Source organism: Microcella sp., from assembly GCF_051860105.1.
Lineage (GTDB): Bacteria > Actinomycetota > Actinomycetes > Actinomycetales > Microbacteriaceae > Microcella.
In genome coordinates this window covers 132,997-156,994 of sequence record NZ_JBHYEO010000003.1, presented here as the reverse complement: position 1 = coordinate 156,994, position 23,998 = coordinate 132,997, and the positions used below count along the sequence as shown (strand labels likewise).

At 70.6% G+C, this 23,998-nt stretch carries 27 protein-coding genes and 1 tRNA gene; 7 read left to right on the top strand and 21 right to left on the bottom strand.

What is annotated here, in order from left to right:
* Nucleotides 1–119 precede the first annotated feature (119 nt).
* The 4 genes from ACTIE9_RS02890 to ACTIE9_RS02875 form a co-directional block, all read right to left on the bottom strand.
* A complete protein-coding gene (locus tag ACTIE9_RS02890) occupies nt 120–1,220 on the bottom strand; it encodes an FUSC family protein (protein ID WP_439564066.1) in 1,101 nt (366 codons plus the stop codon).
* Between the two features lie 23 nt (nt 1,221–1,243).
* Nucleotides 1,244–2,413 carry a CAF17-like 4Fe-4S cluster assembly/insertion protein YgfZ gene (gene ygfZ, locus ACTIE9_RS02885; RefSeq protein ID WP_439564065.1) on the bottom strand — a complete coding sequence of 390 codons (1,170 nt, stop codon included), beginning with the start codon at nt 2,411–2,413 and terminating at the stop codon, nt 1,244–1,246.
* Nucleotides 2,406–3,002: an FABP family protein gene (locus tag ACTIE9_RS02880; protein WP_439564064.1), complete on the bottom strand. Its 597-nt coding sequence runs from the start codon at nt 3,000–3,002 to the stop codon at nt 2,406–2,408. Before ACTIE9_RS02880 ends, ygfZ begins: the two co-directional genes overlap by 8 nt.
* A 161-nt stretch (nt 3,003–3,163) precedes the next feature.
* Entirely contained in the window at nt 3,164–3,427 is a 264-nt protein-coding gene (locus ACTIE9_RS02875; RefSeq protein WP_439564063.1) for a hypothetical protein, read from the bottom strand.
* 50 nt (nt 3,428–3,477) lie between these two features.
* Here ACTIE9_RS02875 and ACTIE9_RS02870 point away from each other — a divergent pair, with 50 nt between their 5' ends.
* A complete protein-coding gene (locus ACTIE9_RS02870; RefSeq protein WP_439564062.1) occupies nt 3,478–4,170 on the top strand; it encodes a response regulator transcription factor in 693 nt (230 codons plus the stop codon).
* An 11-nt stretch (nt 4,171–4,181) separates the two neighbouring features.
* On the opposite strand, the gene pstB is transcribed toward ACTIE9_RS02870, so the two are convergent.
* The 6 genes from pstB to ACTIE9_RS02840 all read right to left on the bottom strand — a co-directional run bounded on the left by pstB (nt 4,182) and on the right by ACTIE9_RS02840 (nt 11,561).
* Nucleotides 4,182–4,961: a phosphate ABC transporter ATP-binding protein PstB gene (pstB, locus tag ACTIE9_RS02865; RefSeq protein WP_409647277.1), complete on the bottom strand. Its 780-nt coding sequence runs from the start codon at nt 4,959–4,961 to the stop codon at nt 4,182–4,184.
* A 30-nt stretch (nt 4,962–4,991) separates the two neighbouring features.
* A complete protein-coding gene (gene pstA / locus ACTIE9_RS02860) occupies nt 4,992–6,071 on the bottom strand; it encodes a phosphate ABC transporter permease PstA (protein ID WP_439564061.1) in 1,080 nt (359 codons plus the stop codon).
* A gap of 1 nt (nt 6,072) precedes the next feature.
* A complete protein-coding gene (pstC, locus tag ACTIE9_RS02855; protein ID WP_439564060.1) occupies nt 6,073–7,032 on the bottom strand; it encodes a phosphate ABC transporter permease subunit PstC in 960 nt (319 codons plus the stop codon).
* A 149-nt stretch (nt 7,033–7,181) separates the two neighbouring features.
* Nucleotides 7,182–8,264, bottom strand: a complete 1,083-nt coding sequence (locus tag ACTIE9_RS02850) for a phosphate ABC transporter substrate-binding protein PstS (RefSeq protein WP_439564059.1) — start codon at nt 8,262–8,264, stop codon at nt 7,182–7,184.
* Between the two features lie 133 nt (nt 8,265–8,397).
* Nucleotides 8,398–9,369, bottom strand: coding sequence for an NUDIX hydrolase (locus ACTIE9_RS02845; protein ID WP_439564058.1), 972 nt, complete (start codon nt 9,367–9,369; stop codon nt 8,398–8,400).
* Entirely contained in the window at nt 9,366–11,561 is a 2,196-nt protein-coding gene (locus tag ACTIE9_RS02840) for an RNA degradosome polyphosphate kinase (RefSeq protein WP_439564057.1), read from the bottom strand. The genes ACTIE9_RS02845 and ACTIE9_RS02840 overlap by 4 nt, the downstream gene beginning before the upstream one ends.
* A 131-nt stretch (nt 11,562–11,692) precedes the next feature.
* Between ACTIE9_RS02840 and ACTIE9_RS02835 the strand changes: the two genes are divergently transcribed.
* Entirely contained in the window at nt 11,693–12,328 is a 636-nt protein-coding gene (locus ACTIE9_RS02835; protein WP_439564056.1) for a low molecular weight phosphatase family protein, read from the top strand.
* Between the two features lie 10 nt (nt 12,329–12,338).
* Here ACTIE9_RS02835 and ACTIE9_RS02830 read toward each other — a convergent pair whose 3' ends face one another.
* Entirely contained in the window at nt 12,339–13,037 is a 699-nt protein-coding gene (locus ACTIE9_RS02830; RefSeq protein ID WP_439564055.1) for an aquaporin, read from the bottom strand.
* Nucleotides 13,038–13,072: 35 nt separating this feature from the next.
* Here ACTIE9_RS02830 and ACTIE9_RS02825 point away from each other — a divergent pair, with 35 nt between their 5' ends.
* Both ACTIE9_RS02825 and ACTIE9_RS02820 read left to right on the top strand, forming a co-directional pair.
* Nucleotides 13,073–13,984, top strand: coding sequence for a metalloregulator ArsR/SmtB family transcription factor (locus tag ACTIE9_RS02825; RefSeq protein WP_439564054.1), 912 nt, complete (start codon nt 13,073–13,075; stop codon nt 13,982–13,984).
* 22 nt (nt 13,985–14,006) lie between these two features.
* Nucleotides 14,007–14,432 carry an arsenate reductase ArsC gene (locus ACTIE9_RS02820; RefSeq protein WP_439564053.1) on the top strand — a complete coding sequence of 142 codons (426 nt, stop codon included), beginning with the start codon at nt 14,007–14,009 and terminating at the stop codon, nt 14,430–14,432.
* 512 nt (nt 14,433–14,944) lie between these two features.
* On the opposite strand, the gene ACTIE9_RS02815 is transcribed toward ACTIE9_RS02820, so the two are convergent.
* From ACTIE9_RS02815 to ACTIE9_RS02785, 7 genes are all read right to left on the bottom strand, one after another.
* Nucleotides 14,945–15,205, bottom strand: coding sequence for a helix-turn-helix transcriptional regulator (locus ACTIE9_RS02815; protein WP_439564052.1), 261 nt, complete (start codon nt 15,203–15,205; stop codon nt 14,945–14,947).
* A 110-nt stretch (nt 15,206–15,315) separates the two neighbouring features.
* Nucleotides 15,316–16,038, bottom strand: coding sequence for an anti-sigma factor (locus tag ACTIE9_RS02810; RefSeq protein WP_439564051.1), 723 nt, complete (start codon nt 16,036–16,038; stop codon nt 15,316–15,318).
* Nucleotides 16,035–16,643: an ECF RNA polymerase sigma factor SigK gene (sigK, locus tag ACTIE9_RS02805; RefSeq protein WP_439564050.1), complete on the bottom strand. Its 609-nt coding sequence runs from the start codon at nt 16,641–16,643 to the stop codon at nt 16,035–16,037. Before sigK ends, ACTIE9_RS02810 begins: the two co-directional genes overlap by 4 nt.
* Nucleotides 16,644–16,661: 18 nt before the next feature.
* Complete coding sequence (locus ACTIE9_RS02800; protein ID WP_439564049.1) at nt 16,662–17,081, bottom strand: hypothetical protein; 420 nt, start codon at nt 17,079–17,081, stop codon at nt 16,662–16,664.
* Nucleotides 17,082–17,215: 134 nt separating this feature from the next.
* Complete coding sequence (locus tag ACTIE9_RS02795) at nt 17,216–17,878, bottom strand: hypothetical protein (RefSeq protein WP_439564048.1); 663 nt, start codon at nt 17,876–17,878, stop codon at nt 17,216–17,218.
* 57 nt (nt 17,879–17,935) lie between these two features.
* On the bottom strand, nt 17,936–18,400 hold the full coding sequence (locus ACTIE9_RS02790) for a cupredoxin domain-containing protein (protein WP_439564047.1): 465 nt from the start codon (nt 18,398–18,400) through the stop codon (nt 17,936–17,938).
* Between the two features lie 227 nt (nt 18,401–18,627).
* Nucleotides 18,628–19,260, bottom strand: a complete 633-nt coding sequence (locus tag ACTIE9_RS02785) for a DNA-directed RNA polymerase subunit beta (protein WP_439564046.1) — start codon at nt 19,258–19,260, stop codon at nt 18,628–18,630.
* A gap of 55 nt (nt 19,261–19,315) precedes the next feature.
* Here ACTIE9_RS02785 and ACTIE9_RS02780 point away from each other — a divergent pair.
* Nucleotides 19,316–19,388 (top strand) — tRNA-Lys (locus ACTIE9_RS02780).
* A gap of 115 nt (nt 19,389–19,503) precedes the next feature.
* On the opposite strand, the gene ACTIE9_RS02775 is transcribed toward ACTIE9_RS02780, so the two are convergent.
* The 3 genes from ACTIE9_RS02775 to ACTIE9_RS02765 all read right to left on the bottom strand — a co-directional run bounded on the left by ACTIE9_RS02775 (nt 19,504) and on the right by ACTIE9_RS02765 (nt 21,799).
* Nucleotides 19,504–19,911 carry a hypothetical protein gene (locus tag ACTIE9_RS02775; RefSeq protein WP_439564045.1) on the bottom strand — a complete coding sequence of 136 codons (408 nt, stop codon included), beginning with the start codon at nt 19,909–19,911 and terminating at the stop codon, nt 19,504–19,506.
* Between the two features lie 162 nt (nt 19,912–20,073).
* Nucleotides 20,074–20,997, bottom strand: coding sequence for an aldose 1-epimerase family protein (locus tag ACTIE9_RS02770; protein ID WP_439564044.1), 924 nt, complete (start codon nt 20,995–20,997; stop codon nt 20,074–20,076).
* 4 nt (nt 20,998–21,001) lie between these two features.
* Nucleotides 21,002–21,799, bottom strand: coding sequence for a DeoR/GlpR family DNA-binding transcription regulator (locus ACTIE9_RS02765; RefSeq protein WP_439564043.1), 798 nt, complete (start codon nt 21,797–21,799; stop codon nt 21,002–21,004).
* Between the two features lie 80 nt (nt 21,800–21,879).
* On the opposite strand from ACTIE9_RS02765, the gene galT reads away from it, so the two are divergent.
* Both galT and galK read left to right on the top strand, forming a co-directional pair.
* Nucleotides 21,880–22,989: a galactose-1-phosphate uridylyltransferase gene (gene galT, locus ACTIE9_RS02760; RefSeq protein ID WP_439564042.1), complete on the top strand. Its 1,110-nt coding sequence runs from the start codon at nt 21,880–21,882 to the stop codon at nt 22,987–22,989.
* Nucleotides 22,982–23,998: galactokinase (gene galK, locus ACTIE9_RS02755; protein WP_439564041.1), on the top strand; the 1,017-nt coding region annotated here is incomplete at its 3' end. The genes galT and galK, both read left to right, overlap by 8 nt.

Genomic DNA, 23,998 nt, shown 5'->3' with positions numbered 1-23,998 from the left:
ACGCCCGTGCGTCATCCGAATGACGGATGAGGATGCACCGAGCGGGCCGCGGGTAGCTTCAGCGGCCCATAGTTCCGTCATTTGGTGCCGGGCCGCGCTGCGGAGGGATGACGACCGGCTCAGAGGGGTGGCAGCAGGGCGCGAGCCTCGTCGGGGGGAGTGCCGAGGTGCACGAGCACATCGAAGGCGAGCGGGCGCAGCAGCACGATCACGACCTGATCGCCCACCCCGTCGACAGCGGTCGGCGCGCAGCGGGCCGCGAGCCCTGCCGCGACCGCGCGCGCGGCGTAGCGCGCCGCCTCGTCGTCGCGACTGCGGCCGAGCAGGCGCACGACCTCGGCCGCCGAGTCGAGCAGTTCGGCGAGCAGGGGGCGCGGCTGCCCGTCGCGCACGATCACCTCGACCCGGCGCGCGATCGCGCGCACGTGCCGGGTCGTGAGGTCGGCGACCGCGAGCAGCCGCACCTCCTCCGCCAGGGGCGCCCGTCGCGAGCGCAACCAGGGCGAGACGGCCGCGACGCCGCGGGCGCTCTCGAGGGCACGGCCCCAGTCATCGATGAGCGCCTGGCTGCGGCGGCTGCGGGCGAGCGCGAGCTCGGCCGCAGCACCGTCGCCCGCGCGCAACGCCTCGTGCAACCCGGCGATCGACTGGTCGAGCAGCGAGAACAGCGCCGTGGCCTCCCCGCGCTGCCGCATGAGGTCGAAGCGCGGAATGAGCGCCGTGATGAGCAGCGCCACCGCCCCGCCGATGAGGCCGTCGAGGCTGCGCGCGAACACGCCGCCGTCGGGGGCGGGCAGCACGGCGACGAGCATCGATTGCACGCCCGCCGCGATCGCGAAGGGAGCTGAGGGCGACACGGCGCGAGCGACGACGAGGGTGAGAGCGAGGATGACCGCGATCTGCCAGGCCCCCTGCCCGATCACCTGCACGAGCAGGGCAGCCACGATGATGCCGATGTTCATGCCGATCACGGTTTCGACGACGCGCCGCGGTGTGGCGTCGCGCGCGAGCCCGAGCGAGACGATCGTCACGGTCACGGCGACGAGCGGAAGCTCATGGCCGAGCAGTCCGCGCGCGAGCAGGTACGCCGCGGTCGCGGCGACGACGATCTGCACGACGGCGGGCAGCGAGCGCACGACGCGGTCGAGCGCGGCGCGGGCATCCAATCGCCGCCGGATGCTGCGCTCCAGTCGCCGCAACGACGCACCCTGCTCGCTCACGCGCCTGCTCCCGTCCGCCCGGATCAGCCGGTGCGCGGCACGGCGCCGAGGCGCGGGATGCGCGGCACGCCCGCGGTCGCTCCCGCGTCGGGCGGCACGATGACCTGCTGCGCCGCGGCGATGGCCACGCCGTCGGCCTCGACGACGAGCACCGCGGCGGGGTCGAGCAAGCGCTTGACGACGGCGAGCGCGATGGGGCCGAGCTCATGGTGCCGCGCGCTCGAGGTGATCGTGCCGACGGGGGCTCCCTCGTGCAGCACGGGAGATCCGCGACCGGGCAGCAGCGCGTCGGAGCCGTCGAGGTGCAGCATGACGAGCCGGCGCGGGGGGTGGCCGAGGTTGTGCACCTTCGCGACCGTCTCCTGCCCGCGGTAGCAGCCCTTGCTGAGGTGCACCGCCGAGCGCAGCCAGTCGAGCTCGTGCGGGATCGTTCGGTCGTCGACCTCGGCGCCGAAGCGGGGCCGCCAGGCGGCGATGCGCAGGGCGTCGAGGGCGAACGTGCCGGCCACGGCCAGGTCGCCCGCGCGCGCGGCCGCGGCGATCTCGTCGAGGCGTGCGCGCTCGACGAGCAGCTCGACGGCCGGGTACTCGCCCGCTGGGTGCCCGTCATCCGCGGCGTACTGCCAGCCCCCGGCCTGCACGGCCGACCACGGATCGTGCCAGATCAGCGGCATGCCGTTCGGGGCGGCGGGGACGACGAGGGGGTCGACGCCCGTGGGCAGCAGCTGGCCGAGCGTCGCCCAGTCGGCCGTGGCGTCGGCGACCTCGACCCGCAGCATGAAGCGCATGCGGTCGAGCCAGGCGGCGAGCGCCGTCGTCTGCGCCGCGTCGACGAGCAGCCAGGCGGTCACGCCGTCGTCGATGATCCGGATGCTGTGCTCGAGCCGCCCGTTGGGGTCGAGCAGCAGCGTCTCGGCCGACTGGCCCGGCGCGAGTGCGGCGAGCGACTGCGAGGTGAGCGAGTCGAGCCAGGTGAGGCGGTCGGGGCCGGAGACGGTGATGACGCCGCGGTCGCTGAGGTCGACGATGGCGCGGCCAGCGACGAGCATCCGCTGCTCGCCGACCGGGTCGCCGTAGTGCGCCGCGACGGTCGTCGCCTGGTCGGCACCCGCCGCGACCGCGGTGCCGTCGACGGCGATCGCGACGGCGCCCGGCAGGGCGAGCAGCGAGCTGACGGGGCGCGACTCAGGCATCGCGGTTCAGGGTTCCGGAGGCGTGCGTGCGCAGGTCGTTGCCGAGCGCCGCGATGTCCCACGCCCAGAGCAAGCGGCCGTCGACGAGGCCGTAGATGCGGGTCGCGGCCGCGTACTCCTTGGCGCTCGCCGAGCGCATGACGGCGTCGGTCTGCAGGTCGATGCGCGCGTCGGCGACGCGGCCGAGGTAGAGCTCGCTGACGCCGCCGGGGTGGATGAGCGCGACCTCGACGTCGAAGCCGCCGTGCGGCGCGCGGAGCTGCTCGACCTGCTCGGCCGTCGCGAAGGGTCGGGGGCCCTCACCGGGCAGCATGCCCGGACCGGGGTCGCCGGGCTGCGCAGGGCGATGCAGCCGCCAGTAGCCGGCCTCGGCGCTGAGGGGCGTGTTCGCCTCATCGAGCAGCCAGCTGTGCGAGGAGTAGTTGAGGTAGTTGAGCCCGTCATGGCTGAAGCTGACGCGCTGGCCGAATTCGTGCTGGCGTGTGCGGTCGCCGTCTTGGTAGTGCACGACACCGGTGCCGTCCCACACCCCGATGAGCCAGGCGAGCGGGGCGAGCTCGGCCGGCAGGCTCGTGTCGAGGGAGAACACGGCTCCGCGCGGAATCAGCGCTGGCCGCGGTACAGGTTGACGAGCACGACGACCGACACGAAGCCGATCGAGAGCGTCGCCAGACCCAGCAGGCCGAGGAAGAAGATCTCAAGGGCGAGAAGCATGGTCCCAGTGTACGACGGCGCGGGCGGGGAGAACGCCTAGAGGGTCGTGACGACGAGCGTCGCGATCGAGGCCGCGATGAGCAGCAGGATGGCGCCGGTGACCGTCACGAGCATGCGCATGACGAGCCCGTCTTTCGACTGCAGGCTGACCTGGATGACGAAGGTCATGATCATGGCGCCGCCCGCGATGGCCGGCAGCACGGCCCACCACTGCGTCGAGGGCAGGGTCAGCGCGACGATGACGACCGCGCTGGCGACGGCGAGCCAGACGGGCAGCGCGGTCGCGATGGTGCGGGACATGCCCCCATGCTAGGGCGCTTGTACACTGAGCGGGACACCGTGGAGGACAAGTGGCGGAGCTGTTGATCCTGACCTCGCAGGTGAACACCGACGTTCTCCCCGCGCTAGGGCTTCTCAGCCACCGGGTGCGCCGAATTCCGGCGGAACCGGCGGCCCTCGTGGGCGCGCCTCCCGCGGATGTCATCATCGTGGATGCCCGCGCCGACCTCGCGAGCGCCAAGTCGCTCTGCAAGATCCTGACGACCACGGGTGCCGGCTCCCCCCTCATCGTGGTGCTCACCGAGGGCGGCCTCACGGCGGTCAACGCGGAATGGGGCATCGACGACGTGCTTCTCGAGACGGCGGGGCCCGCCGAGGTGGATGCCCGGCTGCGCCTGGCGATCGGCCGCCAGTCGCGCGATGAGGGGTCGAGCATGATCCGGGCATCCGGCGTCGTCATCGACGAGGCCAGCTACTCGGCGAAGGTGCACGGCCGCACGCTCGACCTCACGTTCAAGGAGTTCGAGCTGCTGCGGTTCTTCGCCACCCACCCGAGCCGTGTGTTCACGCGCGAGCAGCTGCTGAGCGAGGTGTGGGGCTACGACTACTTCGGCGGCACTCGCACGGTCGATGTGCACGTGCGGCGCCTGCGCGCGAAGCTCGGCGACATGGAGTCGCTCATCGGCACGGTGCGCAACGTGGGCTACCGCTTCACCGTGCACGAGGACGACCCCGAGCAGGTCGGCGCCCGCTCGAGCGCCTAGGCCTCCGCGGCTTACCCGAACTTGCCCGAGACGTAGTCTTCGGTGTCTTTCACGCTCGGGTTCGAGAAGATGACCGAGGTGTCGTCGTACTCGATGAGCTTGCCGGGCTTGCCGGTTCCCGCGATGTTGAAGAAGGCCGTCTTGTCGCTCACGCGGCTGGCCTGCTGCATGTTGTGGGTCACGATGACGATCGTGTAGTCCTTCTTCAGCTCTTCGATCAGGTCTTCGATCGCGAGCGTCGAGATGGGGTCGAGGGCCGAGCACGGCTCGTCCATGAGGATCACCTCGGGCTCGACGGCGATCGCCCGCGCGATGCACAGGCGCTGCTGCTGGCCGCCCGAGATGCTCGAGCCGGGGCGCTCGAGGCGGTCTTTGACCTCGTTCCAGAGGTTGGCACCCTGCAGCGACTTCTCGACCAGCTCGTCGGCGTCGGTCTTGCTGATGCGGCGGTTGTTGAGCTTGACCCCCGCGAGCACGTTGTCGCGGATCGACATCGTCGGGAAGGGGTTGGGGCGCTGGAACACCATGCCTACCTGACGGCGCACGAGCACCGGGTCGACCCCGGGGCCGTAGAGGTCGTCGCCGTCGATGAGCACCTCGCCCTCGACGTAGGCGCCCGGGATCACCTCGTGCATGCGGTTGAGCGTGCGGATGAAGGTCGACTTGCCGCAGCCCGAGGGGCCGATGAAGGCCGTGACGCTGCGGGGCTCGATGACCATGCTGACACCCTCGACGGCCTTGAACTTGCCGTAGTAGACGTTGAGGTCGTTGACTTCGATGCGCTTGGACACGTGTGGGGGTTCCTTCGGTCAGATCGGGGTTCAGCGGCCGAGTTTGGGGGCGAACGCGCGGGCGATGAGGCGGGCGGCCAGATTGAGCACCATCACGATGAGGATGAGGGTGAGGGCACCCGCCCAGGCGCGGTCGAGGTACGCCTGCGTGTCGACACCCTGGTTGGCGTAGGAGGTGAACACGAACACCGGCAGCGACTGCATGCGGTCGGCGAACAGGTTGTAGTTCATGCTCGCAGTGAAGCCCGCGACGATCAGCAGCGGGGCCGTCTCGCCGATGACTCGGGCGATCGAGAGCATGATACCTGTGGCGATGCCAGCGGCCGAGGTGGGCAGCACGACGTTGAGGATGGTCAGCCACTTGGGCACACCGAGGGCGAACGAGGCCTCGCGCAGTTCGTTCGGCACGACGCGCAGCATCTCCTCGCACGAGCGCACGACGACGGGGATCATGAGCACGGCGAGGGCGATCGCGCCGGCGAAGCCCATGCGCACGCCGGGGCCGAAGAAGATGGCGAAGAGGGCGAAGGCGAAGAGGCCGGCGACAATCGAGGGGATGCCCGTCATGACGTCGACGAAGAACGTGATCGCCCGCGCCAGGGGGCCGCGGCCGTACTCCACGAGGTAGATCGCCGTGAAGAGGCCGATCGGGATCGAGATGATCGCCGCGGTGCCCGTCATCAGCAGCGTGCCCACGATCGCGTGAGCGGCCCCGCCGCCTTCGCCCACGATGTTGCGCATCGAACTGCTGAAGAACTCGATGTCGAACCGCGCCGAGCCGTTGACGACGACGGTGAACAGCAGTGAGACGAGGGGCGCCATGGCGATAAGGAAGGCGCCGCTCACGAGGGCCGTGACGAAGCGGTCGGTCGCCTTGCGGGAGCCCTCGACGAGGCGGCTGATCACGACGATCGCCACGAGGTAGAAGAGCGCCCCGAGAGCGATCGCGCCGACGAGCGAGAACTCGGCATCGGTGGCGCTCGTGATGAGCGACACGATGCCCGCGGCCGCGGTGAGCGAGAGGCCGAGGGTCACCCACGGGGTGCGCGCGTGCAGCTGACCCTGGGTCAGCGAATTGGTGATCGGGGCCCGCACGATGGTCGCGGTCATGTTAGTTCGCTCCCGAGAAGTCTTTGCGGCGGTTCACGATGTAGCGGGCGATCGAGTTCACGATCAGCGTGATGGCGAACAGGATCAACCCGGTGGCGATGAGCAAGTTCACGTTGATGCCGTAGGCCTCGGGGAAGCTCAGGGCGATGTTCGCCGCGATCGTCGACGGGTTGCCCGAGCTGACGAGGTTGATCGTGATGACGCCGGTCGCCGAGAGCACCATCGCGACCGCCATGGTCTCGCCGAGGGCGCGGCCCAGGCCGAGCATCGCCCCGGAGATGATGCCCGGCCGTCCGAAGGGGAGCACCGCCATCGTGATCATCTCCCAGCGGGTCGCACCGAGCGCGAGCGCGGCTTCCTCGTGCAGCACCGGGGTCTGGATGAAGATCTCGCGGCAGATGGCGGTCATGACGGGCAAGATCATGACCCCGAGCACGATGGCCGCCGTGAGGATGGTGCGCCCGGTGCCCGACACGGGCGGAGCGAACAGCGGGATCCACCCGAGGTTCTCCGAGAGCCAGGTGTAGGCGGGCAGAACGGCCGGGGCCAGCACGCCGATGCCCCAGAGGCCGAAAACGACGGAGGGCACGGCCGCGAGGAGGTCGACGATGTAGCCGAGCACCTGGGCGAGGCGGCGGGGCGCGTAGTGCGAGATGAAGAGGGCGATGCCGACGGCGAGCGGCAGTGCCATGACCAGGGCGAGGAACGCCGACCACAGCGTGCCGAAGACGAGGGGCCAGACGTAGTCCCAGAAGCTCGCGGGCGAGCCGATGAAGTCGACGGGGTCGGCCACGAAGGCGGGGAGGCTCTGCCCGATGAGGAAGACGGCCACGGCGGCGAGGATCACGAGGATCGCCGAGCCCGAGATCAGCGAGGTGCGGGAGAAGATGATGTCGCCGAGCCGCTGCTTCGGCTTCGCCTGGGGTGCGACTGCTCGTGCCTTCGGCTCTGTCGCGGTCATCGACTCGGTTCCTCCGCAGATCGGGGTGGGTCAGGGGGTGCTGGGTCACGCTGGGGGACCGGGATCAGGAAGCCCGACCCCAGTCTGACGGCCGTGGGGTGCGGGGGCAACTGCTCCCGCACCCCACGGCGTCGTTCGGGTGGTGCTGACTAGCTGATGACGTCGATCGCGGCGGTGACGCGCTCGAAGAGCGTCGCCGAGATCGGGGCCGAACCGGCACCGGCAGCCGAGGCGGCCTGACCGGCCTCGCTCGCCATGTAGGTGAAGTAGGCCTTCACGAGCTCGGCCTGAGCCGAGTCGAGGTAGGTCTCGCAGCCGACCAGGTACGCGACGAGCACGATCGGGTAGGCGGCCGTGTCGGGCGTGCGGTTGAGCTCGAGGCTCAGGTCGAAGTCGGGGCGGCCCTCGACGAACGACGAGGCGTCGACGACGGCGGCAGCGGCCTCAGGCGAGAACGGCACGAACTCGTCGCCGATCTGCACCGCGACGGTACCGAGGTCACCAGCACGTGAGGCGTCGGCGTAGCCGATGGTGCCGACGCCGTTGGTGACGGCGTCCACGACACCCGAGGTGCCCTGAGCGGCCTCACCCGACTCGAACGGCCAGACGCCGTCGGGCTCGATGGTCCAGATCGACGGAGCGGCCTGGAAGAGGTAGTCGGTGAAGTTCTCGGTGGTGCCCGAGTCGTCCGAGCGGTGCACGGCCGTGATGGCGAGGTCGGGCAGCTCGACACCCTCGTTGAGGGCGGCGATCGCCGGGTCGTTCCAGTTGGTGATCGCGCCCGCGAAGATGCTGGCGATGACGTCGGCGCTCATGTTGAGCGAGTCGATGCCCTCGAGGTTGAAGATCACGGCGATGGGCGAGATGTACAGCGGCAGCTGCACGATGCCCGAGCCCTCGGCGCACGAGGCGAAGCCACCGGCGGCGACCTCCTCGTCGTTGAAGGCGCGGTCGGTGCCGGCGAAGTCGCTGCCGCCGCCGAGGAAGGTCTCGCGGCCGGCGCCCGAGCCGGTGGGGTCGTAGGTCACGGTGACCTCGGGGTTGGCGGTCTGGAACTCGGCGATCCAGACCTCCTGGGCCGCGCCGACAGCCGACGAGCCGGCTCCGACCAGGGTGCCGGCGAGGGCGCTGGGCGACTCCTCGGCGGGGGTCTCGTTGGTGGCGCAAGCGCTGAGGACGAGTGCTGCGGCGACGCTGATGGCAGCGAAGCTGCCGACACGCGTGATGTTCACTGTGTTTCCCTTCGGGGATGGATGTCGTGAGTGCATGCACGGCGCAGGAGGCCGGGCGATGCCACGCTAAGGAGCGACAGTGTCTAGGTTCCGCCCCCCGGGTGAACGGCAGGTTAACGCGCCGGGAACCCGCTCACGCGAGCAGAGCGGGCTCGTGCGTCTCGATCGCGACGAGCGCGGGGCGCTCGGTGTCGTGGGAGAAGTGCAGCACGGTGTACTCCCCCGTGGCGAGAGCTGCGCTGCGCCGCAGGTGCGGGGTGACCGCGGCTCCCGCGATCTCGGCCGCCGCGGCGATGATCTGCGGGATCACCGGTCCGTGGCTGCACAGCACCGCGGTCGTGCGCCGCAGCAGGCGTTTCTCGACCTGGCGCCGCACGCGCGCGCCGTCGCCCGCATAGGCGTCTTGACTGATGCCGCGCGACTGCTTGATCTCGAGGCCCACGGTCTCGGCCGTCGGCGCGATGGTCGCGACGCAGCGCGCCGCGGTGCTGGTGACGAGCACCGCGGGGCCGAAGGCCGCGATGCCGCCGGCGACCGACCGCGCCTGCTCGAGCCCGCGGTGCAGCAGCGGGCGGGTGTGATCGGGGCCGTCCCACTGCTCATGCGGCATGGCCTTGCCGTGGCGCAGCACGATGAGGGCGAACGTGCGCGCGTTGCCCGCCTCGACCTGCGCGGCGAACCGCTCGACGACGTCGGCGTCGTGGGCGTAGGTGAGGTGCTTGGCGGCCTTCGCGAGCGGCACCCACTCGAGCGCCCGAATCTCGCCGTTCGCCTCGTAGCTGTGCCGCTCGGCCTGGCCCGCATCCACTTCGGCCGACCAGTAGTGCACGACCTTGTCGCGTCCGTTCGGCAGACGGTATTCGACCGTGCCGAGGGGGGCGCCGAGCGCGACGTCGAAGCCCGTCTCCTCCGCGATCTCGCGCACCGCCGTGTGCGGCAGGGTCTCGCCCGGGTCGACCTTGCCCTTCGGCAGCGAGACGTCTTTGTGCTGCGTTCGGTGCACGAGAAGGATGCGCGCCTTGCCGTCGACCATCTTCCAGACGACGGCTCCCGCCGCCTCGACGATGTCGGACGCGGTGGCGGTGGCCGGGGATGCGGGGCTCATGCGCGGGCAGCGCCCCCACGCCGTCGACTGGCGATCGCGTTCATGACCACATTCTGCAGGTCGGCGAGCGACCGACCGCGCTCATCGCGATGGACGCGCAGCCAGTCGCCGTCGGGCTGAAGGTGCCACGACGCGGTGCGCTCGCTCATCGACACCTCGAACAGCTCGTCGATCTCGGCGAGATGGGCGGGGTCGACGAGGCGGATGAGCGCCTCGATGCGGCGGTCGAGATTGCGGTGCATCATGTCGGCACTGCCGATGTAGATCTGCGGGTCGCCGTTGTTGTGGAAGGCGAAGATGCGCGAGTGCTCGAGGTAGCGGCCGAGCACGCTGCGCACCCGGATGGTCTCGCTCAGGCCCTCACGGCCCGGAACGAGCGCGCACACGCCGCGCACCACGATGTCGACGGGCACGCCGGCCGCGCTCGCGCGGTACAGGGCGTCGATGATGGCCTCGTCGACGAGGGAGTTGACCTTGATGCGGATGCCCGCCGGCAGGCCCGCGCGCGCATTCTCGGTCTCGGTGCGGATGAGCTTCAGCAGCCCGCGCCGCAGGTAGCGCGGGGCGACGAGCAGGCGCTTGAACTTCTTCTCGATCGCATAGCCCGAGAGCTCGTTGAACAGGCGCGTGAGGTCTTTGCCGACCTGGTCGTCGGCCGTGAAGAGGCCCAGGTCTTCGTAGATGCGGCTCGTCTTGGGGTTGTAGTTGCCCGTGCCGATGTGGGCGTAGTGCTTGAGCGCGCCGCCCTTCTCCTGGCGCACGACGAGCGCGAGCTTGCAGTGCGTCTTCAGGCCGACGAGACCGTAGACGACGTGCACCCCCGCCTTCTCGAGCTTGCGGGCCCACTCGATGTTGTTCTGCTCGTCGAAGCGCGCCTTGATCTCGACGAGCGCGAGCACGGCCTTGCCCGCTTCGGCGGCGTCGATGAGCGCCTCGATGATGGGGCTGTCGCCGCTCGTGCGGTAGAGGGTCTGCTTGATGGCGAGCACATTGGGGTCGCGTGCCGCCTGCTCGAGGAAGGCCTGCACGCTCGTCGCGAACGACTCGTAGGGGTGGTGCACGAGGATGTCGCCGCGCGCGATCGATGCGAACACGTCGGGGGCCGCGTTGGGCTCGGCCGGTTGCAGCTCGACCGGAGTGACCGGCACGTGCTTGGGGTGCTTGAGGTGCGGCCGGTCGAGCTTCGAGATCTCGAACAGTCCGCCGAGATCGAGGGGCGCCCGCAGCCGGTAGACCTCCTGCTCGGTGATGCCGAGCTCGCGCACCAGCAGACCGAGGGTCACGGCATCCATGTCATCGGTGATCTCGAGGCGGATCGGCGGGCCGAATCGACGACGCAGCAGCTCGCGTTCGAGGGCTTGGATGAGGTTCTCGGTCTCGTCTTCATCGACCTCGACGTCTTCGTTGCGCGTGACGCGGAACTCGTGGTGCTCGAGGATCTCCATGCCGGGGAACAACTCGTCGAGGTGATTCGAGATGAGGTCTTCGAGCGTGAGGAACCGCACGCGCCCCGAGCCGTCATCGGGAAGCTGCACGAAGCGCGGCAGCACCTGCGGCACCTTGAGGCGGGCGAACTCGACGCGATCGCTCTTGGGGTTGCGCACGCGGACCGAGAGGTTGAGCGACAGCCCCGAGATGTAGGGAAAGGGGTGCGCGGGGTCGACGGCGAGCGGCATGAGGACGGGGAAGATCTGCGCCGAGAAGATCTCGTCGACCCGCGACCGGTCGGTCTCGCTCAGATCGGCCCACGATTCGATGTGGATGCCCGCCGCATCGAGGGCGGGCGTGACGTGGTCGTGGAAGGCGCGCGCGTGCCGCAGCTGCAGCTCGAGCGCGAGCGCGTTGATGTCGGCGAGCACGTCGGTCGGGGCCCGGCCCGTGTTGGTCGGCACGGCGAGACCGGTGACGATGCGCCGCTTGAGACCGGCCACCCGCACCATGAAGAACTCGTCGAGGTTGCTGGCGAAGATGGCGAGGAAGTTGACGCGCTCGAGGAGGGGGACGGACTCGTCCTCCGCGAGCTCGAGCACGCGCTGGTTGAACCGCAGCCAGCTCAACTCGCGATCGAGGTAGCGGTCGGCCGGCAGGGTGCCGTCATCGATGCTCGTCGACTCGTCGTAGTCGTCGAGGAAGTCGCCGCCCACGCCGCCATCGACCTGGTACCCAGCATCCGTCAGCCCGTCGTCGTGCATGCGGCCCATTGTGACAGGAATCGCCCGCCGGCCTTGTCGAGGCCGTGATGCGTTCACCGGCCGTTCACGCGCACCCCGTTCCCTGGTCTCGTGACTGGGGGGCGGAGCATTCGACGCGCACGGCGGGCGCTGTGACGCTGTACGCGCCCCAGGCCCTCGAGATCATCGATCAGGTCACGCGTCGGCTGGCGGCCCAGCACGCTCCGGAGATCAGTGAGCCGACCGTGCGCGCACTCGTGCTCGACAGCTTCCGGCGCTACCGCCACCTCGATCATCCGTCGACGCACGGGCGGGCGCTCGCCGCGCAGCTCGCGAGCGATCGGCTCGAGGCCCTGCGCTGGGCGGCCCGGCGCGGCCGGCCTCTCCCGCCGTCGTTCCTCTTCGTGTGCTCGGGCAACGCCGGGCGCTCGCAGCTCGCCGCGGCGCTCCTGCGCGCGACCGCACCCCGCGCGGCCCGCGTCATGAGCGCGGGGGAGAACCCCGCCGCTCGCGTGCTGCCGGCCGTCACCGACACTCTCGACGAGCTGGGCATCCCGTCGTTCGGCGAATACCCGAAGCCCGTGACCCCCGAGTTCGTGGCGGCCGCCGACCACATCATCGTGCTCAACTGCGACGACCGGCTCGAGTCGCTCGACGGCCGCGCGTTCCGCACCTGGAGCATCATGCTCGAGAGCACGAGCGGGCGGCCGGGCATGCGCCACACGCGCGATCAGATCGCCGAGCATGTGGGCGCCCTCGCCCGCGAGCTGGGCATCTCCGGCGCCTGAACCCCGGGTGCTACTCGATGCGGCGCGGCACGATCACGAACCGCACCGCGAGCAGGCCCAACGCCGCACCGACGAGCTGCGCGGCGATGAAGCCGGCGACGCTCTCGGGGGCGATGCCCGCGAAGCTGTCGCTCAGCATGCGCCCGAGCGTGATGCCCGGGTTGGCGAAGCTCGTCGAGCTCGTCACGAAGTAGGCGCTGCCGATGGAGAGGCCGACCGCGGCCGGCACCCAGCCCGACTGGCCGCGGAGCACGAGGGTCAGGATGACCGCCACGAGCCCCGCCGTGGCCACGATCTCGCCCAGCAGCAGCGCGGGCTCGGCGCGCACGGTGGTGCTGATCGAGACGGCTGCACCGCCGTACATGAGGTTGGCCAGCACAGCGCCCGCCGCGAAGCCGAGCACCTGCGCGAGCACGGTCGGCACGATCTCTCGGGCGGGCACGAGGCGCTGCACCGCGAGCGCGGCGGTCACGACGGGGTTGAGGTGGGCGCCGCTCACCGGCCCGAGCACGACAATGAGCACGACGAGCGCGGCCGCCGTCGCGACGGCGTTGATGAGCAGCTGCACGCCGACATCGTCGGTGAGGCGGGTGGCCATGATGCCCGAGCCGACGACCGCGGTGATGAGGCCGGCGCTTCCGACGGCTTCGGCGAGCATCCGGATCGGAAGCGGGCGCGGAACGGCGGGGGCGGGGCGCTCATCGGTCACGGTGCCACTGTACGGGTTCGCATAGACTCGGGTCTATGAGAGACCGCGGCACGGTGGCCCCGGAGCTCGCCGCGCTGGGCGATGCCACCCGGGGGGAGATCGCGCGCCTGCTGCTCGAGGCCGACGACCACGCGCTCACGGTCGGTCGGCTCACCGAGGCCCTGGCGCTGCGTCAACCGACCGTGTCGCACCACCTGCGGGTGCTGCACGAGGCCGGCCTGGTCGCGCGCGAGCCCCGGGGCCGCGAGGTGTGGTACTCGCTGCCCGAGACGGTCGCCGCCCGCCTCGAGGAGTGGGTGCCGCCGACCGGCGACGAGTCGATCGACCCCGGACTGCTGGGGCGCATCATCGATGACCTGGGCACGCGCTTCGCCGGCACCTTCTCGCGCGAGACGGTGCAGCGCGTCGTTCTCGACAGCTACGACCTGTTGCGCGCGCGCGAGGGCGGCTCCCGGGCGCTGCCGTCGGCGACGGCACAGTTCGCCGCCGAGCGCCTGAGCGCGCAGGAGTCCGCGGGCACGGAGCGGAGCCGGATGCCCGACGGACCGGTCGAGGTGCTGTTCGTGTGCGTGCAGAACGCCGGGCGGTCGCAGCTCGCGGCGGCGATCATGCGCCACCTGGGCGGCGACCGGGTCAGGGTGCGCACCGCGGGCTCGGCGCCGATCGACGCGATCCGACCCGCCGTGGTCACCGCCCTCGACGAGATCGGGGTGCCGCTCGGCGGCGAGTTCCCCAAGCCGCTCACCGACGACGTCGTGCGCGCCGCCGACGTCGTCGTGACGATGGGCTGCGGCGACGCATGCCCCGTGTTCCCCGGTCGGCGGTATCTCGACTGGTCGGTCGCCGATCCGGCGGGTCAGCCGCTCACCCGTGTGCGCGAGATCCGCGACGACATCGACGGGCGGGTTCGCGGCCTGCTCGATGAGATCACCTCGCGCAATATATAGATGTGTGTCTATACTTAGGGCCATGAGGAAGTCAGTCGAGACCACCCCCAAGCCCACCGTGCTCTTCGTGTGCGTGCACAATGCCGGCCGCTCGCAGATGGCCGCCGGCTATCTGCAGCACCTCGCGGGCGACCGCGTGACCGTGCTCTCCGCCGGCTCGGAGCCGAAGGATCAGATCAACCCCGTCGCGATCGAGGCCATGGCCGAGGAGGGCATCGATATCGCGAACAACGTGCCGAAGATCCTCACCGTGCAGTCGGTGGTCGACTCCGACGTCGTCATCACGATGGGCTGCGGCGACGCGTGCCCGATCTTCCCGGGCAAGCGCTACGAGGACTGGGAGCTCGAAGACCCGGCTGGTCAGGGCATCGAGTCGGTGCGCGTGATCCGCGACGACATCAAGAGCCGCGTCGAGGCGCTCGTCGCCGAGATCGCGCCCGCCCGCTAGGGTGCGGTCGGGCTCGCGCAGGGCGAGCACAATCGAGGGCAGCGCGAGCGCGAGGCCCTCGAAAGCCCAGAAGATCGCCATCACGGCGCCCCAGCTGAGCTCGATGGTCACGAGGTCGTCGTCGCTCACGACGACGAACGCGATGAGCGCGATCGTCGCGGCGAGCAGAGTGAGACCCGCGAACCAGCGGTACGCCTCCACGTAGGCGCGGTCGCGTAAGCGGGACTGCCGCTCATCGAGGTACTCGTCGGGCAGGTCGGCCACGACGCGCACCGACATGCGCAACGCCCACCACACGATCGCGGCGAGGCCGATCACGCCGAGCGCGGCGAGAGCGGGCAGCGTGAGCCAGGCGATCGGCACCGCGACGAGCAGGGCGATCATGAGCGCGACGATGCCGCGCCGCGCCCGGCGCGTGCGCATCACGTCCCATCGCGTGTCGCGCATCACGGCGTCGGCCATCTCGGCGACGGCCCGCTCGTTGCGCTCGCGGGCGGAGAGCTTCCTCTCGGTCATGCGGATTCCTCCTCGGGGGTGTCGGCGCCGGCGAACGGCGTGAGAGAGAACAGCTGCTCGACGGGCACCCCGACGAGCTGCGCGATGCGCAGCGCGAGAGCGAGCGAGGGCGCGTACTCGCCCCGCTCGAGGTACCCGACGGTCTGGTAGTGCACGCCGACGGCATCGGCGAGTTCTTGCCGGCTCAGCCCGGCCCGCATCCGGTGCTCCTCGATGCGGGTGTAGACCGGGTCTTCCGACTTCGGTTTGCGTCCCATGCTCGTAGCATAACTACTACATAGTAATAATGCAACAGGATGCGGACCCAGGGCGCGGGAACGCCGAAGGGGCTCCGCGCACGCGCGAAGCCCCTTCGGACGAGACGAGGTCAGGCGGTGGCGATCGCCACGATCGGCTCCGTCGTGGGCGCAGGGCTGCCCGAGGCCGGCTCGACCGACACCCCGACGATCGTTCCCGCCTCGAACGTGCCCTCGAGCACCTGCACGACCGCGCCGTCACCGTCGACCGCGAACAGCCCGGCCGGAGTCGGCACACCGTCGGTGATGTACCAGAGGGCGTAGCGCTCGTCGTCGCTCAACGGCTGCAGACCGTCGAAGACCATGGCCGAGAGGCCCACCGACTCGCTCGAGACGAGCGTCGCCGTGGCGCCGCCCGCGACGGGTGCGACGACGGTCGAGACATCCGGCGCGGCGACGATCGCGGCCAGCTGGTCCGACGCGGTCGGCGCGGTCGGGTTCACGAGCCCCGCGGCGGCCACGCCCCCGAAGAACAGGGCGACCGCGGCGGCGGCCGCCGTGACGATCAGCGCGGGCCGCGAGAACCAGCGGGCCTCGGCGCGCGTCTGCGCGGCACCGCGCGGGGCCTCGGCCACCGCATCCTGATCAGCGGCGACCGGAGCGACCGCCGTCAGCGGCGCGAGCTGCGGCGTTGCGGCGATCGCCACCATGACCGCGTCCTTCATGCCCGCCGACGGCACCACCGGCGCCACCGCGAGGCCCAGAGCCGCGCGCACGTCAGCGAACCGCTCGTCGCTCATCTCATCGGTGTCGTTAATGGCATCGCCGTTCACGTCATCGTCGTATCGACTCATGACGCCACCCCCAGTTCTTCGCGCAACCGCATCATGCCGTCGCGCAGTCGAGTCTTGACCGTGCCCATCGGAACCCCGAGCATCTCCGAGACCTCGCTGTGGCTGTAGCCGCCGTAGTAGGCGAGCTCCACCGCTTGTCTCTGCAGCTCGGTCAACCGGCTCAAGGCCTTCTCCACTCGATCGTGTTCGATGCGGATCTCGACGCTCTCCGCGACCGAGTCGTACTCCCGGTCGAGATCGCGGATGCCGATCCTGGTGTCCCGATCGCGGGACGACTGCGCACTGCGTACGCGATCGATCGCTCTCCGGTGGGCCATGGTCAGCATCCAGGTCACCGCTTTCCCCTTATTCGGATCGAAGCGGGGAGCGGTTTGCCACACCTCGAGAAGCACCTCCTGAACCACCTCCTCCGACTGGGCGTGGTCTTTCAGCACGTGGCGCACGAGACCGAGCATGCGCGGGGCGATGAGGTCGTACAGCTCGCTGAAGGCGCGCTGGTCGCCCGTGGCGACGCGCAGCAGCAGGGCGTTCGTGGTCTCGACGGTCACGTCGGCGGCAGGGGCGACGTCGTCGAGCGCTATCTCTGGGGGCACGAGTACAAGCATCGCAGGACTCGGGCTGATCTACGGCTGAACGGGCTCTGCGGGTCGTCGGCGCAGCGCGGCGGCGGCGGCAGAGAGCGCCGCGACCAGCGCGACGGCCTGCGCGACGGCCGAGACGACCTTGTCGGCGTACCAGACGGGCTCGAAGAGGAACGGCAGACCGATCGGCGAGAGATCGAGCGGCACGAGCGTCGTGATGACGACCAGGGCGAGGCCGCCGGCGGCGATGATCGCGGCGAGAGCGACCGCCCAGCGGGTGCGGGTGAGCAGCAGCGCGGCGGCGGCGAGGTTCGCGGCGGCCTGGATGCGGAACAGCGTTCCCTGGCTCACGAGCGCTCCCGCGATGCCATCGAACGGGCCGGCGAGCCGGAGGTGGATGACGGCGTTGACGACGAGCGCGGCGGCGGTCAGCAGCAGCAGGGCGATGCGGAGTGCGCGCATGAGCCGGATCCTCTCGAGGGGCGGTGACGGTGCGGGGCAACGAGTACGGCCGGTGGGGTGGGGCTCGGGTCCCCTCCCCACCGGCCGGTGGTCAGCGCTCGCTCATCGAGCTGCACGCTGGATCATGCTGGCGACTACTGGATACCCAGGTTGGTCGCGATGCCGCCGGCGAGCGCGGTCGCGGTCATCGGCATGTGGCTCGCGGCCTCCTTGAGGAGGTCGAAGTACGCCGGGTCGTTCGCGATGTTCGCGTCGATCGCCGCGAGCAGAGTCGTGGCGTGCATCTCGAGCTCGCCCTGAACCGCCTCGGCGGGCAGCTCGGGAACGACCGAGTTGATGAGCTGACCGAACGACACCGCGTAGGCGCCGAGGTCGGCGACAGCCTGGTCGGCCAGAGCCTGGTCGCCGGTCGCCTTGCCGAGCGTGTAGTTGACGAAGAACGGGATGTGCGAGCGCCACGAGTCGAGGAACGGCTGCTCCGCGTCGGGGTACGCCGAGCCCACGAGGGCGGCGACCTCGACGGAGTTCTCGTCGAGAGCGGCGACAGCGGCCTGCACGTTGGCGGTGGTCAGGTCGCCGCCATCCTGCAGCGCCTGGTCGATCGCGGCACCGGCGAGGTACACGTGGTCGGCGAGCAGTGCGGTGAGCTGGGCGCGGAGGCCCGCTCCGTCGCTGTTGACGGTGTCGATGACGACGGCCTCCTCCATGGGAGCCTCCGCCTCAGCGGCGGTCGAGCATCCCGAAAGGACGAGAGCGGCAGCCAGGCCGAGGCCGGCGAATGCGAAGGTCTTGCGCATGATGTGATTCCCCTTTGTTGGTGATGGTGCGGTGTGTGAAGCGGTACCGGGCGCGGCCTAGCCCTCGACGATGACGCGAGCGTTCATCGTGAGGTGCGGCATGCAGAAGTACAGGTACTCCCCCGGCTCGGTGAAGGTGAACGAGAACGTGTCCCCCTCCTGCCCCATCGGCGCGAGCGCGTGATCGAACAGGCCGTCGGCCGACTGCGTTCCGCGCAACCCGGTGCTCTCGTTGACGTCGCCCCAGGCACCCGAAGTGATCGTGTGCCCGATGGTCTCGCCGTTGCGCCAGGTCACGGTGGTTCCGACGGGCACCGTGATGTCCTCCGGCATGAACCGGAGTCCGATCGTGATGACCTCGTTCGGGCCCGCCTCCGTCGACTGCTCGTCGGTCTGCGGCAGCCCCGTCGAGGTCGCGATGATGGCCGGCGTGTTGCCGGTGCATCCCACGAGAACGGCGAGCAGTGCCGGAAGAGCCGCGAGCGCGATGCTCGAGCGGAGAGTGCGTGCGGTCGGTGACATGCCTCGTGTTCGGCGCACCCCCGCGCGAGGTTTGGCCCGGGCTGTTCTGCCCAGCGGACTCTCAGGGTGAGGGCACCCGCGAACGAGGAAGCCGGGCCGCAGAACGCCTCTCGGCGAGTGGCCGCTCGTAGCGGCGAAAAATGGAGCCCGGGGTTACTGCGGCCCGGCTACAGCAGTGTAACCGGGTCACCCCGCGCGGCATTCCCCGGGGTTCGGGATGCTCGCGCTCAGTCGAGGGACCCCGCGCGCTCGAGGGCGGCGCAGGCCGTGAAGTCGCGGGCGCTCGACGCGAGGCGGGCGGCGCGCGCGGTGAGCTCGCCGGCGCGGGCGTCGTCGGCTGCGGCATCCGCGTCGTCGGCGAGATCGGCGGCACCCGCCGCAGCCGTACGGCAGAACGCGGCCGCACGGTCGAGCGCGACCGCCACGTCGCCCACATAGGCACCGCGCAGCACGGCGTCGGCGAGCACGCGGATCTCGTCAGGCCCGGTCGGTCTCTCGGCGCCCGCCACGACCACGTCGGCCGTCGACAGCACCTCGCTGCCGCGCTGGAACAGCAGGGCGACACCCGCCGGGTCGGTGCGGATGAGCGCGCGCAGCAGCGAGAGGCGCCACAGAGCGCCGGGGAGCGTGCGGGCTCCCGCGCGCGACCAGAGCTCGGCGAGCGTCTCGAGCCCGTGCTCGTCGGTGTACGCGACCATGCGCTCGACGAGGTCGGGGTCGTCGCTCGCGCGCACGCGGTGCACGAGCGCTCGGGCCGAATCGTGCGCGATGCGCAGGGTGACGGCGGGGTCGAGCCCGCCCTCGTGGATGTCGAAGGCGTCGCTCGGCAGACGCACGGGGCGGCGGGGGCGATCGGCCATGGGCTCCACGCTAGCCCGGCGCGCCGATCGCCGAGGCGCGATAGATTAGGGGCACGGGCCTCTAGCTCAGTTGGTAGAGCAGCGGACTTTTAATCCGCGGGTCGTGGGTTCGAGCCCCACGGGGCCTACTTCCACGCACACGCGCGACCGTGCGCTGCACGCTCGCGGGGTTCGAGCCCGACGGGGCCTACTCGTGCTCGGTCTGGCGCGAGAGCACACCGTGCTCTCGCGGGGGCCTACTCCCTAGTTATTGAAGCCGTCGCGCGGGCCGGGGGTGTCGTCCGTCACCCGGAAGGTTCCGACCGTCGTCGTGCCGTCGGACTCGTAGACGTCGATGTTGTAGACGGCGTTGGGGTCGGGGTTGGAGCGGCTGGCGTTTCGGGCGAGATCGAGCTCGCTGACGCGCACATAGCCGGTCTTGCCGCCCTCGGCACGCGTGACGATCAGCTCGGGAACCCGGTCGTTGATCGGGCTGCCGTACGTCTCACCGTTCTCGTTCACCGCGAACTCCACCGGCTCGCCGATGATCGCCGTCGAGGGCGCCACCGACTGGGTGAAGAGATCGCCCAGAACCGGCGCGGCGACGAAGCCTCCCCCGACGAGGACCACCCCGCCGACGATCATGGCGATGGTCTTCGGTGCAATGGCCATGCTCGACTCCCCCGTCGACTGCCGTGCGACTCGCACGCGGGGCGTGCAACCCAGCCCCCTCTGCCATCAAACCAGCAGAATCAGGCGTCGCCTAGACCACCCGCCACCCCCCGTTCGCGGGCGTTCGCTCCGCGAACAGCGACGGCGATCCGGATGCCGCGCTCAGGCCGGCCGGCAGATTCCCCAGCTGCCCGACCACGAGGCGCCGGGCTCGATCCAGCGCAGGCCGAGCCCCGAGTTGAGGGCATCGGCGGGCGCGGTCATGGGCTCGACGGCGATGGCCGTGACGGGCCCGTCGGCGGTCGGGAAGCTGCGCGTGATGAAGAGCTGCAGCCACTGCCAGTCGCCGTTCTGCCAGACCTCGGTCTCGCTGCCGTCGGCGGCTGACAGCACCGTGCGCACGATGCCGTCATCGTCGGGCTCGACCCGGAACGCGTCGTCGAGCGCGAGCTCGCCCACGACGCGGCCCTCCCGGAGATCCCACGGGCCGACCGCCGGCTCGAACCCGACCGGGTTGAGGCGGTCGTCGACCATGACGTGCTCGACCGTGCGCGCCGTGATCGTGAGCTCGTCGACGTGATGCGCGCCGACGCGGATGAAGGGGTGCGTGCCGACGGCGTACGGCGCGGGCCGATCACCGAGGTTCGTGACGGCGTGCGTCGTGGTGATGCCGTTGCCGGTGAGCCGGTACTCGACCGTCGTCCAGAGGTGGAAGGGATAGCCGTGCTGGGGAACGACCGCGGCCCCGAGCGTGACGGCATCGTCGCTCTTCTCGACGAGCTGGTACGCGGTGTTGCGCAGCAGGCCGTGGATGGCGTTCATGCGGTCGACCTCGGTGAGATCGAGCTGCAGGGCGGTGCCCTCGTGAACCCATCGCCCGTCGCGCACGCGGTTGGGCCAGGGCACGAGCACGATGCCGCACCCGAACGGCGGCGACACGGTCTCGTCGAAGCCCTGCACGAGATCGTGCCCGTCGACGGTCAGGTGCCGCAGCGCGGCGGCCACCGAGGTGATGACGGCCTCGACCCGGCCGTGCGCGCCGTCGTGGTGCAGGGCGTACTGATGGCCCGTGGGGGGAGTGCTCATGCCGTCACTGTACGCGCGAGAGGGCCACCGTTGTGACCGAAAGACCGGCTGCGCGCAGGGGCGCGAGCACAGCATCCGTCGCCGCCTCATCGGTGATCAGCTCGTCGAGCTCAGCGAGCGTCGCGACACGACCGAGGTGCACCTGGCCGATCTTGCTCGAGTCGGCGGCGAGCACGCGCCGAGCCGCGCTCGCGACCATGCGGCGCTTGACCTCGGCCTCAGGCAGGTTGACGTTGGTGGCCCCCGCAGCGACGTCGATGCCCGTCGCGCCGAGGATGGCGAGGTCGACGCGCACGTCGTCGAGCAGGGTGGTCGCGAGCGGGTTGACGAGCGAGTGCTGCAGCGAGCGCACCGTGCCGCCCGTGACGACGACCGTGAAGCGCGGAATGGCCGGCTCGAGCGCGAGAGCGATCGCGAGGCCGTTCGTCACGATGACGACCTCGTCGAGATCGGTGCGATCGACGAGGGCCTGGGCGACGGCGAGCGTCGTCGAGCCGACATCGAGCAGGATGCTCTCCCCCGACCGCACGCGCGTCGCCGTCTCGGCCGCGATCGCGCGCTTGGCCCGCGTGAGCCGCGTGCGCGACTGCTCGAGACTGCTCTCCCGCTCGCCCACGAGGCCGCGCGGCATGGCGCCGCCGTGCACGCGCGTCACGCGCTCCTCGCTCTCGAGGGCCGCGAGGTCGGTGCGCACCGTCACCTCGCTCACCCCGAGCTCGCGGGCGAGATCGGCGACGCGGGCGAACCCGCGTCGAGCGACGGATGCCGCCATGCGGTCGCGGCGGACGGGCGCGGCGTCCATGATCGGCCCCTTTCGCAATCTGTCGATATCGAAAGAGTACTGCTTGCGTTTCCGCAAGCATCCGGCCGTAGCATCGTGAGGTGACGATCCGCTTCCATTCCACGACGCTCGCCGACGGCCGCGAGCTCATCTACGTCGACGACGCCGACACCACGCTCGGGCCCGAGCGCTCGATCGACCGTCGCGTTCTCGACCCGCGACCCGAGACCGCCAGCATGCGGCAAGACGTCTTGACCGGCGAGTGGGTCTCGATCGCGAGCAACCGGCAGAACCGCGTCTTCATGCCGCCGCCAGATCAAGACCCGCTCGCGCCGGCGAGCGAGAACAACCCCAGCGAGATCCCCAGCACCTACGACGTCGCGGTCTTCGAGAACCGCTCCCCGAGCTTCGGCCCGGCCCTCGAGCACGAGAACGCGCCCGCCGGGCTCGACGACCTCGCCGAGATCGGCATCGGGCGCAGCCGAACGAGCGTGGGCCGCTGCGAGGTCGTGTGCTTCTCCCCCGACCACGAGGGCTCGTTCGGCTCGCAGACCGTGAGCCGTGCGCGCACCGTCATCGAGACGTGGGCCCACCGCACGGCCGCGCTGAGCGCGCTGCCGGGAATCCAGCAGGTCTTCCCCTTCGAGAACCGCGGTGCCGAGATCGGCGTGACCCTGCCGCACCCGCACGGGCAGATCTACGCCTACCCCTTCGTCACCCCGCGCACGAACACGCTGCTGCGGTCGATCGACGCGGTCGGCCCCGACCTCTTCGCGCGCGTGCTCGAGCACGAGCGGGCGAGCGACCGGGTCGTGCTGCGCGGCGAGCACTTCACGGCCTTCGTGCCCTTCGCCGCCCGCTGGCCCATCGAGGTGCACGTGCTGCCCCACCGCCACGTGCCCGACTTCGCCGGGCTCACCGAGGCGGAGAAGGACGAACTGGCGCCGTTCTACCGCCGCCTGCTGCGCGGCATCGACGCGCTCTACCCGACGCCGACGCCGTACATCGCCGCCTGGCACCAGGCCCCCGTGCACGTCGGGCGCGAGACCGTGCGCCTCATGCTGCAGGTGACGAGCCCGCGCCGCGGCGCTGACAGACTGAAGTACCTGGCCGGCTCGGAGGCCGCGATGGGCGCCTTCATCGGCGACGTCGCCCCCGAAGCCCAGGCCGCATTCATCCGCGAGGGAATCGAGAAGACCGGCAATGACTGACATCCGTGACGACGCGCGCGACGGCTTCGAAGCTGTCTTCGGACACGCGCCCGACGGTCTCTGGTCGGCCCCCGGCCGCGTCAACCTCATTGGCGAGCACACGGACTACAACGAGGGTTTCGTTCTGCCGTTCGCGATCGACCGCCGCACGGTCGTGGCCCTCGGGGTGCGCGACGACCGCCGCGTGCGCGTGGCGAGCACCTTCGCCGACGAGCTCGCCGAGATCGACCTCGATGCGCTCGCCCCCGACGCCCTCGGCGGCTGGTCGGCCTACCCCCTGGGTGTCGCATGGGCGTTCAGCGAGTTCGGCGCCGACCTCGCGGCTGTGCCCGGCGTCGACCTGTTCATCGACTCCGACGTTCCCGTCGGGGCCGGGCTGTCGAGCTCGGCCGCGATCGAGAGCGCGGTCGCGCTCGCGCTCAACGACGTCTGGCGTCTGGGCCTCGACCGCCGCACCCTCGCTCGCGTCGGCCAGCGCGCCGAGAACGTCGCCGTCGGCGCACCCACGGGCATCATGGACCAGTCGGCATCACTGCTCGGCCAGGTCGACCACGCGGTCTTCCTCGACTGCCGCACGCTCGAGAGCGAGCTCGTGCCGCTCGGGCTCGCCGAGGCCGGACTCGCGATTCTTGTGATCGACACCGGGGTCAAGCACAGCCACGCCACGGGTGGGTACGGCGAGCGCCGTGCCGCGTGCGAGCGCGGGGCCGCGGCGATGGGCGCATCCTCACTGCGCGACCTGACGGTCGACGACCTGCCGCGCGCGCAACAACTCCTCGACGATGTGACCTTCCGGCGCATCCGCCACGTCATCACCGAGAACCAGCGTGTGCTCGACACCGTCGCGGTGCTGAAGGCGCAGGGCGCTTCGGCGATCGGTGACCTGCTGGATGCCTCGCACCGCAGCATGCGCGACGACTTCGAGATCTCGGTGCCTGAGCTCGACCTCGCGGTCGAGACGGCCGTCGGCGCGGGCGCGATCGGTGCCCGCATGACGGGGGGCGGATTC

Coding starts and splice junctions, on each gene's coding strand:
- ygfZ (WP_439564065.1), bottom strand. CDS start 2,413: ATGCCTGAGTCGCGCCCCGTCAGCTCGCTGCTCGCCCTGCCGGGCGCC.
- ACTIE9_RS02875 (WP_439564063.1), bottom strand. CDS start 3,427: ATGTCCCGCACCATCGCGACCGCGCTGCCCGTCTGGCTCGCCGTCGCC.
- pstA (WP_439564061.1), bottom strand. CDS start 6,071: ATGACCGCGACCATCGTGCGGGCCCCGATCACCAATTCGCTGACCCAG.
- pstC (WP_439564060.1), bottom strand. CDS start 7,032: ATGACCGCGACAGAGCCGAAGGCACGAGCAGTCGCACCCCAGGCGAAG.
- ACTIE9_RS02845 (WP_439564058.1), bottom strand. CDS start 9,369: ATGAGCCCCGCATCCCCGGCCACCGCCACCGCGTCCGACATCGTCGAG.
- ACTIE9_RS02840 (WP_439564057.1), bottom strand. CDS start 11,561: ATGCACGACGACGGGCTGACGGATGCTGGGTACCAGGTCGATGGCGGC.
- ACTIE9_RS02825 (WP_439564054.1), top strand. CDS start 13,073: ATGAGAGACCGCGGCACGGTGGCCCCGGAGCTCGCCGCGCTGGGCGAT.
- ACTIE9_RS02820 (WP_439564053.1), top strand. CDS start 14,007: ATGAGGAAGTCAGTCGAGACCACCCCCAAGCCCACCGTGCTCTTCGTG.
- ACTIE9_RS02815 (WP_439564052.1), bottom strand. CDS start 15,205: ATGGGACGCAAACCGAAGTCGGAAGACCCGGTCTACACCCGCATCGAG.
- ACTIE9_RS02810 (WP_439564051.1), bottom strand. CDS start 16,038: ATGAGTCGATACGACGATGACGTGAACGGCGATGCCATTAACGACACC.
- sigK (WP_439564050.1), bottom strand. CDS start 16,643: ATGCTTGTACTCGTGCCCCCAGAGATAGCGCTCGACGACGTCGCCCCT.
- ACTIE9_RS02800 (WP_439564049.1), bottom strand. CDS start 17,081: ATGCGCGCACTCCGCATCGCCCTGCTGCTGCTGACCGCCGCCGCGCTC.
- ACTIE9_RS02795 (WP_439564048.1), bottom strand. CDS start 17,878: ATGCGCAAGACCTTCGCATTCGCCGGCCTCGGCCTGGCTGCCGCTCTC.
- ACTIE9_RS02790 (WP_439564047.1), bottom strand. CDS start 18,400: ATGTCACCGACCGCACGCACTCTCCGCTCGAGCATCGCGCTCGCGGCT.
- ACTIE9_RS02785 (WP_439564046.1), bottom strand. CDS start 19,260: ATGGCCGATCGCCCCCGCCGCCCCGTGCGTCTGCCGAGCGACGCCTTC.
- ACTIE9_RS02775 (WP_439564045.1), bottom strand. CDS start 19,911: ATGGCCATTGCACCGAAGACCATCGCCATGATCGTCGGCGGGGTGGTC.
- ACTIE9_RS02770 (WP_439564044.1), bottom strand. CDS start 20,997: ATGAGCACTCCCCCCACGGGCCATCAGTACGCCCTGCACCACGACGGC.
- ACTIE9_RS02765 (WP_439564043.1), bottom strand. CDS start 21,799: ATGGACGCCGCGCCCGTCCGCCGCGACCGCATGGCGGCATCCGTCGCT.